This is a genomic window from Streptomyces sp. Z26, assembly GCF_003665095.1.
Lineage (GTDB): Bacteria > Actinomycetota > Actinomycetes > Streptomycetales > Streptomycetaceae > Streptomyces > Streptomyces phytohabitans.
In genome coordinates this window covers 2,710,745-2,724,744 of sequence record NZ_RCHV01000002.1, presented here as the reverse complement: position 1 = coordinate 2,724,744, position 14,000 = coordinate 2,710,745, and the positions used below count along the sequence as shown (strand labels likewise).

Annotated in this window: 14 protein-coding genes and 1 riboswitch; of the genes, 10 read left to right on the top strand and 4 right to left on the bottom strand. The window is 73.5% G+C overall.

Going from position 1 to position 14,000, the window contains the following annotated elements:
* Window positions 1-61: 61 nt before the first annotated feature.
* The 3 genes from D7M15_RS11995 (at window position 62) to otsB (ending at window position 2,694) form a co-directional block, all read left to right on the top strand.
* Entirely contained in the window at window positions 62-1,357 is a 1,296-nt protein-coding gene (locus tag D7M15_RS11995; RefSeq protein WP_121517507.1) for an extracellular solute-binding protein, read from the top strand.
* 55 nt (window positions 1,358-1,412) lie between these two features.
* A complete protein-coding gene (locus D7M15_RS11990; protein ID WP_121517506.1) occupies window positions 1,413-1,685 on the top strand; it encodes a DUF3263 domain-containing protein in 273 nt (90 codons plus the stop codon).
* A 91-nt stretch (window positions 1,686-1,776) separates the two neighbouring features.
* Window positions 1,777-2,694: a trehalose-phosphatase gene (gene otsB / locus D7M15_RS11985; RefSeq protein WP_121517505.1), complete on the top strand. Its 918-nt coding sequence runs from the start codon at window positions 1,777-1,779 to the stop codon at window positions 2,692-2,694.
* Between the two features lie 48 nt (window positions 2,695-2,742).
* Here the strand turns inward: otsB and D7M15_RS11980 are convergent, their stop codons facing one another.
* Together D7M15_RS11980 and D7M15_RS11975 are read right to left on the bottom strand one after the other, a co-directional pair.
* Window positions 2,743-4,230, bottom strand: coding sequence for a trehalose-6-phosphate synthase (locus D7M15_RS11980; protein WP_121517504.1), 1,488 nt, complete (start codon window positions 4,228-4,230; stop codon window positions 2,743-2,745).
* A 96-nt stretch (window positions 4,231-4,326) separates the two neighbouring features.
* Entirely contained in the window at window positions 4,327-5,388 is a 1,062-nt protein-coding gene (locus D7M15_RS11975; RefSeq protein ID WP_121517503.1) for a glucosyl-3-phosphoglycerate synthase, read from the bottom strand.
* 163 nt (window positions 5,389-5,551) lie between these two features.
* Window positions 5,552-5,691: riboswitch (SAM riboswitch) on the top strand.
* A 17-nt stretch (window positions 5,692-5,708) separates the two neighbouring features.
* Between D7M15_RS11975 and thrC the strand changes: the two genes are divergently transcribed.
* From thrC to D7M15_RS11950, 5 genes are all read left to right on the top strand, one after another.
* Complete coding sequence (gene thrC, locus D7M15_RS11970; protein WP_240649266.1) at window positions 5,709-7,001, top strand: threonine synthase; 1,293 nt, start codon at window positions 5,709-5,711, stop codon at window positions 6,999-7,001.
* A gap of 127 nt (window positions 7,002-7,128) precedes the next feature.
* Complete coding sequence (locus tag D7M15_RS11965) at window positions 7,129-7,404, top strand: MoaD/ThiS family protein (protein WP_121517501.1); 276 nt, start codon at window positions 7,129-7,131, stop codon at window positions 7,402-7,404.
* A gap of 495 nt (window positions 7,405-7,899) precedes the next feature.
* Window positions 7,900-8,103, top strand: a complete 204-nt coding sequence (locus D7M15_RS11960) for a cold-shock protein (RefSeq protein WP_121517500.1) — start codon at window positions 7,900-7,902, stop codon at window positions 8,101-8,103.
* Window positions 8,104-8,415: 312 nt separating this feature from the next.
* Window positions 8,416-10,044 (top strand): chaperonin GroEL, encoded by a 1,629-nt coding sequence (groL, locus tag D7M15_RS11955; RefSeq protein ID WP_121517499.1) that lies wholly within the window; start codon window positions 8,416-8,418, stop codon window positions 10,042-10,044.
* A 376-nt stretch (window positions 10,045-10,420) separates the two neighbouring features.
* Window positions 10,421-10,816, top strand: coding sequence for a hypothetical protein (locus D7M15_RS11950; protein WP_121517498.1), 396 nt, complete (start codon window positions 10,421-10,423; stop codon window positions 10,814-10,816).
* 116 nt (window positions 10,817-10,932) lie between these two features.
* Here the strand turns inward: D7M15_RS11950 and murQ are convergent, their stop codons facing one another.
* Both murQ and D7M15_RS11940 read right to left on the bottom strand, forming a co-directional pair.
* The gene (gene murQ, locus D7M15_RS11945) at window positions 10,933-11,880 is read right to left on the bottom strand and encodes an N-acetylmuramic acid 6-phosphate etherase (RefSeq protein WP_121517497.1); all 948 of its coding nucleotides are present in this window, start codon (window positions 11,878-11,880) and stop codon (window positions 10,933-10,935) included.
* Window positions 11,881-12,199: 319 nt separating this feature from the next.
* Window positions 12,200-13,048, bottom strand: a complete 849-nt coding sequence (locus D7M15_RS11940; RefSeq protein ID WP_121520650.1) for a MurR/RpiR family transcriptional regulator — start codon at window positions 13,046-13,048, stop codon at window positions 12,200-12,202.
* Window positions 13,049-13,309: 261 nt separating this feature from the next.
* Between D7M15_RS11940 and D7M15_RS11935 the strand changes: the two genes are divergently transcribed.
* Entirely contained in the window at window positions 13,310-13,687 is a 378-nt protein-coding gene (locus D7M15_RS11935; protein WP_121517496.1) for a hypothetical protein, read from the top strand.
* Window positions 13,684-13,944 (top strand): DUF4031 domain-containing protein, encoded by a 261-nt coding sequence (locus tag D7M15_RS11930; protein ID WP_121517495.1) that lies wholly within the window; start codon window positions 13,684-13,686, stop codon window positions 13,942-13,944. Before D7M15_RS11935 ends, D7M15_RS11930 begins: the two co-directional genes overlap by 4 nt.
* Window positions 13,945-14,000 lie beyond the last annotated feature (56 nt).

Genomic DNA, 14,000 nt, shown 5'->3' with positions numbered 1-14,000 from the left:
GGACCGGGCGGCACGGGAGAGCGCCCGGTCCGCGGCGCACCGGACCGGAAGGGGGAGCGCGGTGCAGCGGCGTCGGTTCCTGGGGATGGCGGCCGCGGGACTGGCGGGCGCGACGGGTGTGACGGCCTCGGCGTGCGGCGGCGGTACGGGGCCGGGCGGCGACGACGTCACCCTCAAGGTGGTCGCCGCCGACTACGGCGACCCGGGCGGCGGCAACGGCTCCCAGGCGTACTGGGACGAACTCGCCCGCGGCTTCCGCAAGAAGAACCCCGGCGTCGCCGTCGACGTCACCGTCCTCAGCTGGAATGACGTGGACGAGAAGGTCGCCGCCATGGTCGCGGACGGCGAGCCGCCGGACATCGCGCAGATCGGCTCGTACGCCGACTACGCCGCCCAGGGCCGCCTCTACGACGTCGCCCAGCTGCTGCCCATCCCCGTGCAGGCCGACTACCTCCCGGCGCTCGCGGACGCGGGCGAGGTGAACCGCGCGCAGTACGGCCTGCCGTTCGTCTCCAGCACCCGGCTGCTGTTCTACAACAAGGCCCTCTTCGCCGACGCGGGCATCGACCCCGACGCCCCACCCCGCAGCTGGGCCGAGCTGCGGAGCGCGGCGCGGAAGCTGAAGGCGGACGGCGTGCCGATCCCGTACGGGCTGCCGCTCGGGCCCGAGGAGGCACCGGCCGAGACCATGATGTGGCTGCTCGGCGGCGGCGGTTCGTACACCGACAACGGCGACAGCTACGTCCTGGACTCGCCGGAGAACATCGCCACCTTCGAGTGGCTCCGCGACGAGCTGGTGGGCGCCGGGCTCACCGGCGCGAAGGCGCCCGCCGAGACCAACCGGCAGGACGTCTTCGACGCCTTCGGACGCGGCGAGGTCGGCATGCTCAACGGACACCCCACGCTGATGCAGCAGGCCGACCGGCAGGGCGTCGAGTACGGCACCGCCGTACTGCCCGGCCGGAACGGGCCCGCCGGGTCGACGATGGGCGTCGCGGACTGGGCCATGGCCTTCAAGGCGAACGGGAACGGGGACGCCGCCGGGAAGTTCCTCGCGTACGCCTTCGACGTCGACCACCACTACGACTTCGTCGGCCGCTACGACCTGCTGCCCGTCACCACGTCCGCGTCCGCGCGGATGCGGGCCGACGACGCGCACCAGAACATGCGCCGATTCCTGGACCAGCTGCCCACCGCCGAGTTCTACCCGGTGGGGAAGGTGTCCTGGGGAAAGGTCAGCGCGGAGATCAAGCGGACCATCGGGCGCGCGGTCGAGGAGGGCGTCGACCCCGGCAACATCCTCCGCACGCTCCAGCAGACGGCGGAGACGGAGGAGTCGGCGGGCGCCGCCCGGTAGCGGGCGGGGCGCGCGGCGGGGGGTGCGTGTCCGCGGCGGCCGGTAGCTTGGAGACATGGCTGAGGAGGACCGGGACCGGGAGCCGGAGGGCGCCGCCGAGGAGGAGCTGTCCGCACGGGACAGGGCCGTCCTCGCCGTGGAGCGCCGCGGCTGGTCCGGGCCCGGCACGAAGGAGCGCGCCATCCGGGAGCGCCTCGGCATCTCCCCGACGCGCTACTACCAGCTGCTCAACGCCCTCCTCGACGACCCCCGCGCGCTCGCCCACGACCCGGTGACCGTCAACCGCCTCCGCGCCCGCCGCGCCGCGCGCCGCGCCCGCCGCGCGTAGGACCCCGGCGCCGCCCCGGCGCCACGGCGTTCGTCGGGGCTTCACCCGCTCCCCGTGTCCCGTCCGGCTTGCCGGGGGTAGGGTCCGCCGCATGGACAGCGCCGCGCAGCCCGGTTCCCGTACGCCCGCAGCCGCCCTCCCCGTCCCCGGCACGGCCGCCGGACGGGACGGACTCGCCGCCCTCCTCGCCCAACCGGGGAAGGCCGTGGTCGCCGCCGACTTCGACGGCACGCTCGCCCCGATCGTCCCCGACCCGTCCCGCGCCCGCGCCCACCCCGGCGCCGTACCGGCCTTCACGCGGCTCGCCCCGCACCTCGCCGCCGTCGCCGTGATCACCGGACGGCCCGCCGAACTCGCCGTGCGCTACACCGGCGTCGCCGACGCGACCGGCGTCCCCGTGCCCGGCCTGCCGGGCCTCACCGTGCTCGGCGCGTACGGCGCGGAGCGCTGGGACGCCGCCACCGGCACCCTGCGGCTGCCCCCGCCGCACGCGGGCGTCGAGGCCGTACGGCAGGCCCTGCCCGTACTCCTCGCGGAACTGCTGCCCGGCACCGGCGTCGTGAACGGCGGCCCGGGGGCCGACGCCGTGCACGTCGAGGACAAGGGCGGCGCGCTCGCCGTGCACACCCGCCGCGCGCCCGACCCGGCGGCGGCCTTCGCGCTGCTGCGCGAGCCGCTCGACGCGCTCGCCGCCCGCCACGGGCTGGTCGTCGAACCGGGGCGGCTGGTGCTGGAGTTGCGGCCGCCGGGGATGGACAAGGGCGTGGCGCTGCGGGAGTTCGTACGGGAGACCGGCGCCGAGGCGGTGCTCTACGCGGGGGACGACCTCGGTGACCTCGCCGCCTTCGCCGCCGTCGAGGCGCTGCGCGCCGAGGGCGGCCACGGCCTGCTCGTGTGCAGCGGCAGCGACGAGGTGGCCGAACTCGCCGCCCGCGCCGACCTGGTGGTCGACGGCCCCGCCGGGGTGGTCGACCTGCTCGACGCGCTCGCCGGGGCGCTGGGCGCCTGACCCGGTCGGGCGCCCGGCCCGACCCGGGCGCCCGACCGGCCCCGCCGGTCAGTCCTCCCGCAGCGCGTCCAGCTGCCGCAGGAACCACTTCGCGGGCGGCAGCGCCGTGGCCGCCGCCGCGAGGCGCACGTTCCGCTCCGTACGCTCCTCCGGTTCCATCGTCAGCGCGTCGTGCAGCGCGTGCGCGGTCGCGGTCACGTCGTACGGGTTGACCGTGAGCGCGTCCGCGCCCAGCTCCTCGTGCGCGCCCGCCTCCCGCGACAGGACCAGCGCGCACCCCGCGTCGGAGACGACGGGGACCTCCTTCGCGACCAGGTTCATGCCGTCCCGGATGGGGTTGACGAGGGCGACGTCCGCGAGCCGGTACGCGGCCAGGGAGCGCGCGAAGTCGTCCCTCACGTGCAGTACGACGGGCGTCCAGCCGGGGGTGCCGAAGTCCGCGTTGATCTTCTCCGCGACGCGGCCGACCTCGGCGGTGTAGTCGCGGTAGACGGCGAGGTCCTGCCGGGAGGGGTAGGCGAGGGCGACGTGGACGACCCGTTCGCGCCACTCCGGCCGCTCGGTCAGCAGCTCGCGGTACGCGTGCAGGCCGCGCACGATGTTCTTCGACAGCTCCGTGCGGTCCACCCGTACGATCGTCCGCCGGTCCGGGCCGATCTCCGCCCGCAGCTCCGCCATCCGCTCCGCCACGTCCGGGCGGCGCGACCGCTCCCGCAGGAAGCGCCCGTCCGCGCCGAGCCCGTGCACGCCGATCCGCGTCGTACGGCCCGCGTACGTGATCCGCGTCTCCGTGTCCCCGCCGTCCCCGGTGCCGTCCCCGTCCCCGGTGCCGTACGAGACCTCCGCGCCCAGCACCTCCGCGCAGCACGCCGTGAACGCGTCCGCCCAGCGCCGGGTCAGGAACGCCGCCCGGTCGGCGCCGAGCACGCCCCGCAGCACGGCGGCGGCGGTCGCGTCGGGGAGCAGCCGGAAGTAGTCCGGCGGCGCCCAGGGCGTGTGCGAGAAGTGGCCGACGCGCAGGTCGGGGCGGCGCTCGCGGAGCAGGGCGGGGGTGAGGGCGAGGTGGTAGTCCTGCACGAGCACGGCGGCGCCCTCGGCCGCCTCCTCCGCGAGGGCGTCGGCGAACGCCGTGTTGTACGCCTCGTACGCGGCCCACCGCCCGGCGGCCTCCGCGTCGAACGACGGCTCCAACGGCGTCTGGTAGAGCAGGTGGTGCGTGAACCACAGCACCGAGTTGGCGACCCCGTTGTACGCGGCGCCGAAGATCTCCGGCGGGATGTCCAGCATCCGTACGGACTGCCCGCCGGTGTCGTCCGCGTCAAGCCGCCGCCCGGCCCGCCGTACCGCCTCGCGGTCGGCGTCGCCGAGGGCGGCGCACACCCACACGGCGTCCGTGTCGGGTCCGATGGCGCTCAGCCCGGAGACCAGCCCACCCCCTCCGCGCCGGGCGGTGAGACCGCCGTCCTCCGCGAACGCGTGGGCCACGGGGCCCCGGTTCGACGCGACAACCACCTGTGCGGAACGCTCAGTGACCATGGTCCGCAGCGTAGTCGTCCGCCCGGAAAAGGGAACGGGGCCTCCCACCCGCCCCGGACGCCCCAGCCGACCCGCCCGCCACCGCCGCGCCGCGCCTCACGCCGCGCGCCGCCGCGCCGCGTACTCCGGCACGTCCCGCATCGGCGGCCGCTCCTCCGTGTCCACGGCGTGCGTACGGGCCGCGAACCGCCCCGACGCCGCCCGCTCGAACTGCGTCAGCCGCGGCCGTACGAGCGGCCCGCCCGACAGCCGCTGCTGCGCCGTGCGGTAGATCGCCGCCGCCATCCGGCCCAGCGCCTGCCCGTCCTGGTGCCGGTGCCGCCGTACGCCCACGTCGACCTGGGCCAGCGCGTCCAGCCCGGCGGTGTGCAGCGCGTCGATCAGCAGGCCCAGCTCCACGCCGTAGCCGACGGGGAACGGCAGCCGTTCCAGCAGCTCGCGCCGGGCCGCGTACTCGCCGCCGAGCGGCTGCACGAAGCCCGCCAGCAGCGGCCAGTGCAGGTTCAGCAGCGGCCGCGCCACCAGCTCCGTGACCCGCCCGCCCCCGGGCCCGCCGCCCGCGCCCACGTCCCCGCCGCGTGCCGTACCCGGCTCCTCGCGCGCGCCCGCCTCCGGCCCGTACGCCTCCGGCCCGTACGCCTCCGGCTCGTACGGCACCGGCCCCAGCGGCCGGTCGTACACCGCCTTCACCAGCCGTACGTCCGGCTCCGTCAGCAGCGGCCCGACCACCCCCGACACGAAGCGGGACGAGAAGTCCCGCAGGTCCGCGTCCACGAAGCAGACGATCTCGCCGCTCGTCGCCAGCAGCGACCGCCACAGCACCTCGCCCTTGCCGGGCAGCGCGGGCAGCCGCGGCAGCACCTCGTCCCGGTGCACGACCTTCGCGCCCGCGTCGCCCGCCACCGCCGCCGTACGGTCCGTGGAACCCGAGTCCAGCACCACCAGCTCGTCCACGAGCGGCACGGCGTCGGTCATCAGGTCGCGGCGGATGGCGGAGACGATGGCACCGACCGTGCGCTCCTCGTTCAGGGCCGGGAGCACCACGCTGACGCCGCTGTCGGCGCCGCCCGCCCGCTTCGCGTCGAGCAGCGCGGACAGGGGGCGATCGGCCGCTGACCAGGAGCGCCGTTCGAGCCAGTGGCCGACCTCGTCCAGCACGTGCGCTCCCTCTGTGATCCATCTCGCGGTACGGACGGCTGTCTCCCGCCCCATGGCCTTCGGTTACAGTCTTGAACAACGGTGACCGCCCCAGCATGCCCGGGGCCGGACCGGAGAGGGACCCGCGGACGACCGCCGGGCACCCCGTACGACAACTTCACACCGCTCATCCAGAGGGGCAGAGGGAACGGCCCGTTGAAGCCCCGGCAACCCTCCGGCCGGCCTGCGCGTACTGCGGGGCTCCCGGCTAGGGAAGGTGCCAAGTCCGTCTCGTGGCGAGATACGCCACGGGGAAGATGAGGAGAAAGGGCCTCGCCTTCATGGCTGTGCAAACCCACGAGAAGCCCGCCGGCGACACCGTCTCGCTCGGCCCCGCCTCGGCGCTCTCCTGCCGCGAGTGCGGCGAACGCTTCCCGCTCGGCCCGATCTTCGCGTGCGAGGCGTGTTTCGGTCCGCTGGAGATCGCGTACGACCTGCCGACCGGCGACCCCGAGGGCCTGCGGCGCCGCATCGAGGCCGGACCGAACAGCATCTGGCGCTACGCCCCGCTGCTGCCCGTCCCCGCCGACGTCGTCGACCGGCCCGCCACCAGCACCAACCCCGGCTTCACCAAGCTCGTCGAGGCCCGCAACCTCGCCCGCGAGCTGGGCGTCACCGGCTCCCTGCACATCAAGGACGACTCCGGCAACCCGACGCACTCCTTCAAGGACCGCGTCGTCGCCATCGCCGTCGAGGCCGCCCGCGCTTTCGGGTTCACCACCCTCTCCTGCTCCTCCACCGGCAACCTCGCGGGCGCCGTCGGCGCCGCCGCCGCGCGCGCCGGGTTCCGCTCGTGCGTCTTCATCCCGCACGACCTGGAGCAGGGCAAGGTCGTGATGGCGGCGGTGTACGGCGGTGAACTCGTCGGCATCGAGGGCAACTACGACGACGTGAACCGCTTCTGCTCCGAGCTGATCGGCGACCCGCTCGGCGAGGGCTGGGGCTTCGTCAACGTCAACCTCCGCCCGTACTACGGCGAGGGCTCCAAGACCCTCGCCTACGAGATCTGCGAACAGCTCGGCTGGCGGCTGCCCGACCAGCTGGTCGTCCCGATCGCCTCCGGCTCGCAGCTCACGAAGATCGACAAGGGGCTGAAGGAGCTGATCGCGCTCGGCCTCGTCGAGGACCGCCCGTACAGGATCTTCGGCGCGCAGGCCGAGGGCTGCTCCCCGGTGTCCCGCGCGTTCAAGGACGGGCACGACGTCGTACGGCCCGTACGGCCCGACACCATCGCCAAGTCCCTCGCCATCGGCAACCCGGCGGACGGCCCGTACGTCCTGGACATCGCCCGCCGCACGGGCGGCGCCGTGGAGGACGTGGACGACGGGCGGATCGTCGACGCCATCAAGCTGCTGGCCCGTACGGAGGGCATCTTCGCGGAGACGGCTGGCGGCGTGACCGTCGGCGTCACGAAGAAGTTGTTGGAGGACGGGGTGCTGGACCCGTCGCTCACCACGGTCGTGCTGAACACGGGCGACGGGCTCAAGACGCTCGACGCGGTGGCGCCGACGACCGGCCCGACCGCGACGATCAGGCCGAGCCTGGAGGCCTTCCGCGCCGCCGGACTCGCCTGAGCCGTACGCGTCGTGCGGCTCCCGTACGTGACCGTGCGGGTCCCGTCCCGCCTGTGCCCTCCGCGCGCCACCGCACCCCGCGACCCGCAACGCCCTCTCTCCCCGAACCACGGAAGGTGAAAACCGCATGAGCGTGAACGTCCGAATCCCGACCATCCTGCGTACCTACACCGGCGGTCAGAGCGAAGTCCCCGCCGAGGGCGCGACGTTGGCCGAGGTGCTCGCGGACCTGGAGGCGAAGCACGCCGGGATCGGCGCGCGCGTCCTGGACGACGCGGGGAAGCTGCGCCGGTTCGTGAACGTCTACGTGAACGACGACGACGTGCGCTTCGCCGAGGGGCTGGAGACGCCGACGCCGGACGGCGCGGGCATCTCGATCATCCCGGCCGTCGCGGGCGGCTGACCGGGGCGAGGCCCGGCGCCTCGTGGTCGGCCCGGCCCCGTACCCGGCCCGGCGGCCCGCCAACGAGGCTCCGCCGCACGGCGGTTGACGCCGCGTCACGGCTCCCGGCCGTTTCCCTGATTGCCCTTCCGGTGAATTCCGGAAGGGCAATCAGAGGTTTAGGGAGAGAGTAGAGTGGAAGGCGCTCCCCCTCAGCGTGCAAGCACGCACAGAGAACGCGACGAGTTGCCCGGCAATTCCTGCCGCATTTGTCGCGTTGGTTCCCTATGCCCGATCCCAATTGCCCTCCTTTTGCGGAGTATTGCGGCTCATGGCGGAAATGTCCTGCCCAGAATTCTCGTCGAATTGACCTGTTGCACACGGCGTTCGGGCAGATACATTCAGCGGCGGTCGACGCGCTCCGGCGCACATCCCCGGCTGACGGCCGGTGGTGAGTTCTGACCCGGGTTCGCGAAGTGCGGGTCCGCGGAGGGGCCAGTAATAGGGGAGTTAGGCATGGCTCAGGGCACCGTCAAGTGGTTCAACGCGGAGAAGGGGTACGGCTTCATCGCGGTCGACGGTGGTGCGGACGTGTTCGTCCACTACAGCGCGATCCAGATGGACGGCTACCGCACCCTGGAAGAAGGACAGCGGGTCGAGTTCGAGATCTCGCAGGGTCAGAAAGGGCCGCAGGCGGACATGGTCCGCGTGGCGAGCTGAGGCGCCGACCAGACGCGACAGCTTCACGAGGGCCCGTTCCGTGATCACCACGATCGCGGAGCGGGCCCTTCCGCTTGCCGTCGCCCGGGGGCCGCGCTTGCACTCGGAGGGGTCGAGTGCTAATCATGGGCGTTAGCACTCTGAAGGTGAGAGTGACAGAAGGACCGGTTCGGTGAGGTCCGCGGGCGGGGTGGGGCAGAGACCCATCCGGCGTGTGGGCCGTCCGTCGCGGGCGCCAGCGCGGTCCGGAGAAAAGCGCCCCCTCGTACCAGGTGTCGGGGGGATCTCCGACGTCCGGGAGGACCACTTCACATGGCCAAGATCATCGCGTTCGACGAGGAGGCGCGGCGCGGCCTTGAGCGCGGGATGAACCAGCTCGCCGACGCCGTCAAGGTCACGCTCGGCCCCAAGGGCCGCAACGTCGTCCTGGAGAAGAAGTGGGGCGCCCCCACGATCACCAACGACGGTGTCTCGATCGCCAAGGAGATCGAGCTCGAGGACTCCTACGAGAAGATCGGCGCCGAGCTGGTCAAGGAGGTCGCGAAGAAGACGGACGACGTCGCCGGTGACGGCACGACGACCGCCACCGTCCTCGCCCAGGCGCTCGTGAAGGAGGGCCTCCGCAACGTCGCCGCCGGCGCCAACCCGATGGCGCTCAAGCGCGGCATCGAGAAGGCCACCGAGGCCGTCTCCGCCGCCCTGCTGGAGCAGGCGAAGGACGTGGAGACGAAGGAGCAGATCGCCTCCACCGCCTCCATCTCCGCCGGTGACACGCAGATCGGCGAGCTGATCGCCGAGGCGATGGACAAGGTCGGCAAGGAAGGCGTCATCACCGTCGAGGAGTCGCAGACCTTCGGGCTCGAGCTCGAGCTCACCGAGGGCATGCGCTTCGACAAGGGCTACATCTCCGCCTACTTCGCCACCGACATGGAGCGGATGGAGTCGGAGCTCGAGGACCCGTACATCCTCATCGTCAACTCCAAGATCAGCAGCGTGAAGGACCTCCTTCCGCTGCTGGAGAAGGTCATGCAGTCCGGTAAGGCGCTGCTGATCATCGCTGAGGACGTCGAGGGCGAGGCCCTGTCCACGCTGGTCGTCAACAAGATCCGCGGCACCTTCAAGTCCGTCGCCGTCAAGGCCCCGGGCTTCGGCGACCGCCGCAAGGCCATGCTCGGCGACATCGCCATCCTCACCGGTGGCCAGGTCATCTCCGAGGAGGTCGGCCTCAAGCTGGAGAACGCCGGTCTCGAACTGCTCGGCCGCGCGCGCAAGGTCGTCATCACCAAGGACGAGACCACGATCGTGGACGGCGCCGGTGACACCGAGCAGGTCCAGGGCCGGGTCAACCAGATCCGCGCCGAGATCGACAACTCCGACTCGGACTACGACCGCGAGAAGCTCCAGGAGCGCCTCGCGAAGCTGGCCGGCGGCGTGGCCGTCATCAAGGCCGGTGCCGCCACCGAGGTGGAGCTGAAGGAGCGCAAGCACCGCATCGAGGACGCGGTGCGCAACGCCAAGGCCGCCGTCGAGGAGGGCATCGTCGCCGGTGGCGGCGTGGCCCTGCTCCAGGCGTCCGCGGTCTTCGACAAGCTGGAGCTGGAGGGCGACGAGGCCACCGGTGCCCAGGCCGTCAAGCTCGCGCTGGAGGCCCCGCTCAAGCAGATCGCGGTCAACGCCGGTCTCGAGGGCGGCGTCGTCACGGAGAAGGTGCGCAACCTGACCCCGGGCCACGGCCTCAACGCCGCGACCGGCGAGTACGTCGACATGCTGGCCGAGGGCATCAACGACCCGGCCAAGGTCACGCGCTCCGCGCTCCAGAACGCCGCCTCCATCGCGGCGCTGTTCCTCACCACCGAGGCCGTCATCGCCGACAAGCCCGAGAAGGCGTCGGCCGGTGCCGCCGACCCGACCGGTGGCATGGGCGGTGACATGGGCTTCTGATCCGTCCCGGATCAGCGGCTCCGCGGTATCGCGGTATCGCCGTACGGACCCGGCACGCGCGCCGGGTCCGTACGGCACGCACCACGCGCGTCACGCGCACGTCGAGGGCGGTTCCCCACCGGGGGACCGCCCTTCGGCGTGCGCGCTCCGGGCCGTACGTGTCGCGGCGCGGGGCGTGTACGGGCGTACCGGCGGCGGGTGCGGGGGCGGGGGGATCGCGAGGGCGTACGCGGGGCGCGTCGCGGGGCATCGCGATCGTACGTTCAGGCGGACCGGGGGCGGGTGTTCAAGACTGACCGATCAGCCGATGATCGCGGTCGTATTTTCCTGTTTCCTCTGATGTGTCCTCACTTTCCCTCTCGGAACAGGAAGTCGCATGAACCGAACCACCGCCGCCCGCCCCGTCGTCGCCGGTCTCCTCGCCCTGGGCGTGCTGGGTACGGGCGCCGCGGGCGCGCACGCCGCGGCCGCCGACGCCGTCGACCCGGGCAACGAGCTGATCACCGCGCGGTCCGACGCCCCCACCGTGAAGACGTGGGAGGAGTTCCGCGTCCAGGGCCGTACCGAGGGCGTCCGCCCCGGCTACACCGTGCTGCTCCAGCAGAAGCAGGGCGCGGAGTGGAAGGCGCTGCCGGTCTCGACGGTCGTCAACCGCGACGGCTCGTACCGCATGCGCGTCAAGCTGGGCATGCGCGGTGAGAACCAGCTCCGTACGGTCACCGGCCGCGACGGCACCGCCGTCTCCGCGCCGATGACCGTCGAGGTGCGCTGACCCCCGCGCCCGACGCCCGCGCGACCGGGCCCCCGCCGCTGCCGGCGGGGGCCTCGTCGTACGCCGGGCCGGACGGGCCGGGCAGGCCGACCGGCGCGGCCGGGAGGGGCGGGCGGTCAGGCGTCGCCCGCGGCCTGGAGCGCCGCGCGCAGATGGCCGTGCGCGTCGGTGAGCAGCCGGGCGGCGGTCGGCCCGTCGACACGGCCGAGGATGGCGAGGATCGCGTGCTTCACCTCGCCGTCCGTGGCCTCCAGCGCCCGTTCGATCTCGTCGTCCGCGGCGCCCGTGGCCAGCGACACGATCCGGCGTGAACGGGCGTGCAGCTTCTCGTTGGAGGCGCGTACGTCGACCATCAGGTTCCCGTACGTCTTGCCCAGCCGGATCATGGTGATCGTCGACAGCATGTTGAGGACGAGCTTCTGCGCGGTGCCCGCCTTGAGGCGCGTCGAACCGGTCAGCAGCTCCGGCCCGACGACGATCTCGATGCCGTGGTCGGCGGCCGCCGCCAGGGCGGAGCCCGCGTTGCAGGACAGCCCGAGCGTCAGCGCGCCCAGGGAGCGCGCGTGCTCGACGGCGCCCACGGCGTACGGCGTACGGCCCGAGGCGGAGATCCCGACAACGGTGTCAGCCGGGCCCACGCCCAGTCCGTCCAGGTCCGAGGCGGCCAGCCGGGCGCTGTCCTCCGCGCCCTCCACGGACTTGACCATGGCGGACGGGCCGCCCGCGATGAGGCCCATGACCTCGTCCGGGCCGGTGTTGAACGTGGGCGGGCACTCGCTGGCGTCCAGCAGGCCCATCCGCCCGGCCGTACCGGCCCCGGCGTAGACGAGCCGCCCGCCGCGGGCCATGCGTGCGGCGATGGCGTCGATGGCGTCGGCGATCCGCGGCAGGGCGGAGGCGACGGCGGTGGGGACGGTGGCGTCCTCCCCGTTCATGATCTTGGCGATCTCCAGCGTGGGCAGCCGGTCGATCTCCGACAGCTCACTGCGGAACGCCTCGGTGGTCATGCTGTCCAGCTGGGAGCGCAGGGCGTGGTACGACGACGAGTCGGCGGTGGAGGTCATGGCGAGGAGCTGCTCTTTCCGGTGCGGGTGCGGATGCGGATCTATCCGTTGCTGCCGGTGCCGTGCTGGACGGGGGTGGTGCGGGTGGTCCGCCAGTGCCGGTGCCGGGCGCGCGTGCCGTGAGCGGGTCTGCGGTCTGCGGTCGTCGGGGAGTACGAGGGTCTGCGGGGGACTGCGGGGGTCCTGCGGGGCCCGCGCCCTCCGGCTGGGCCGGGGGCCACGTGCGGGGGAAGTGTGAAGAGTAGTGGAAGCAACGCCTCCGCGTACGCCGGGGTGTGCCGTACGGCCGGTGCCCGGGGCGCCACCCGGGCCGCCGCCGTCAGCGCACGCGGGGCGAGTGGCGGTGCGCCAGCGCCTCGTACGACGCGGACAGCGCCGGGGCCGCCGTCTCGTACGTCCGCTGCGCCACACCGATGAACAGGCAGTCCACGACGAGCAGTTGACTCGTACGGCTCGACATCGCGGCCGGTCGCAGCTCGCTCTCGCGGGCGGTGGACGTGGTCAGCACGTGGTCCGCGTACTGCGCGACCTCGCCGTCCGGGCGGCCCGTGATCGCGATGGTCGTCGCCCCGTGGTCGAACGCGACGCGCAGCGGCTCGATCACGTCGACCGTACGGCCCGAGTGCGTGATCGCGATCGCCACGTCACCGGCGCGCAGCTGCACCGCGTTGGTCACCGCGAGGTGCGGGTCCGCGTGCGCGTGCGCCACCAGGCCGATCCGCAGCAGCTTCTGCGCGAGGTCCTGCCCGACGAGCGCGGACGCCGCCGCCCCGTACACGTCCACCCGGCGGGCGGTCGCCAACGCGCCCACGGCCGCCTCGACCTGCGCGGTGTCCAGCCCGGCGGCCGTGTCCGCGAGGGTCTGCCGCTCGTCGTGCGCGAGCTTGCCGATCACCTCGCCGATCGGGTCGTCCACCGCGATGTCGGCGGTGACGGACGGCGCCGCGCCCGACTCCTGCTGCGCCGCCAGCCCGGCGAGCGCGAGTCGGAGGTCGCGGTAGCCGGGGTAGCCCAGCAGCCGCGAGGTGCGGACGACGGTGGCCTCGCTCGTGCCCGTACGTTCCGCCAGCCCCGTCACCGTCAGGCGCGCGCAGCCCGCCGGGTCGTGCGCGACGGTCTCGGCCACGCGCTGCATCGAGCGCGTCATCGACGGCGCCATGGTGCGCACCTTCGCGGCGAGCGCGGCGGGACCGGGCGGGCTCGGCGGGCCGGGCGCGCGGCTCTGCGCGACGGCGCCCGGGGAGGTCGGGGAGGTCGGAGGGGGTCCGTGGGCGGGGCCGGGTGGTGGCCCGCCGCGGTCGGCGAAAGTTTCCTTCAGGTTGTGGCTCACGGGAAAAAGATATTTTCGGCCCCGTGGGGGGTCAACCCCGCGTCGGCGGCGGAATCCGGCGACCGCCCACACCGCCCGGAACTTTGGTCCAATTGAGACATGGAGCAGCAACCACCCCGGGCCCAGGCCCTCGAACAGGCCCTGCACGCGGCCCGCGCCCGCATCCTCGCCGACCTGCGCGCCGCCGACGTCGACCAGGCCGACGTCGTCTCCCTGGTGGAGGACGCGGTGGCGCACCGGCGCTGGTGGGTCGAGCAGTGGCCGGACGGCATCGCCTTCGTGGACGGGCTCGTGGCGCAGGACGTGCAGGACGCGCTGCTGGAGCGGTACGGCCGCTGGCCCCTCTGCCCCGCCTGCGGCGGCGCCGACCTGCACGCCCTGGAGGTCGAGCCGGAGCTGGGTGCGGACCCGCACTGGGTGTGCGCGAAGACCGCCACGGCCGTCGCGCCCGTGGGGGGACTGGGACGGCTGCCGTGACGGTCTACATCGACCCGCCCACCTGGCCCGGCCACGGCCGGATGTGGTCGCACATGGTGAGCGACAGCTCGTACGAGGAGCTGCACGCCTTCGCGGAGGTGATCGGCAGCCCGCGGCGGGCGTTCGACCAGGACCACTACGACGTGCCCTCGGAGCGGTACGCGACGGCCGTGCGGCACGGCGCGGTCGAGGTGGGCAGCAAGGAGCTGCTGCTGCGGCTCACCTCGGCGGGGCTGCGGCGCCCGCGGTCGTGGTGACGGGCGGCCCGTTCCCGCGTGCGCCCGTTGCCGTTCCCGCCCCTTCACCGCCTGCG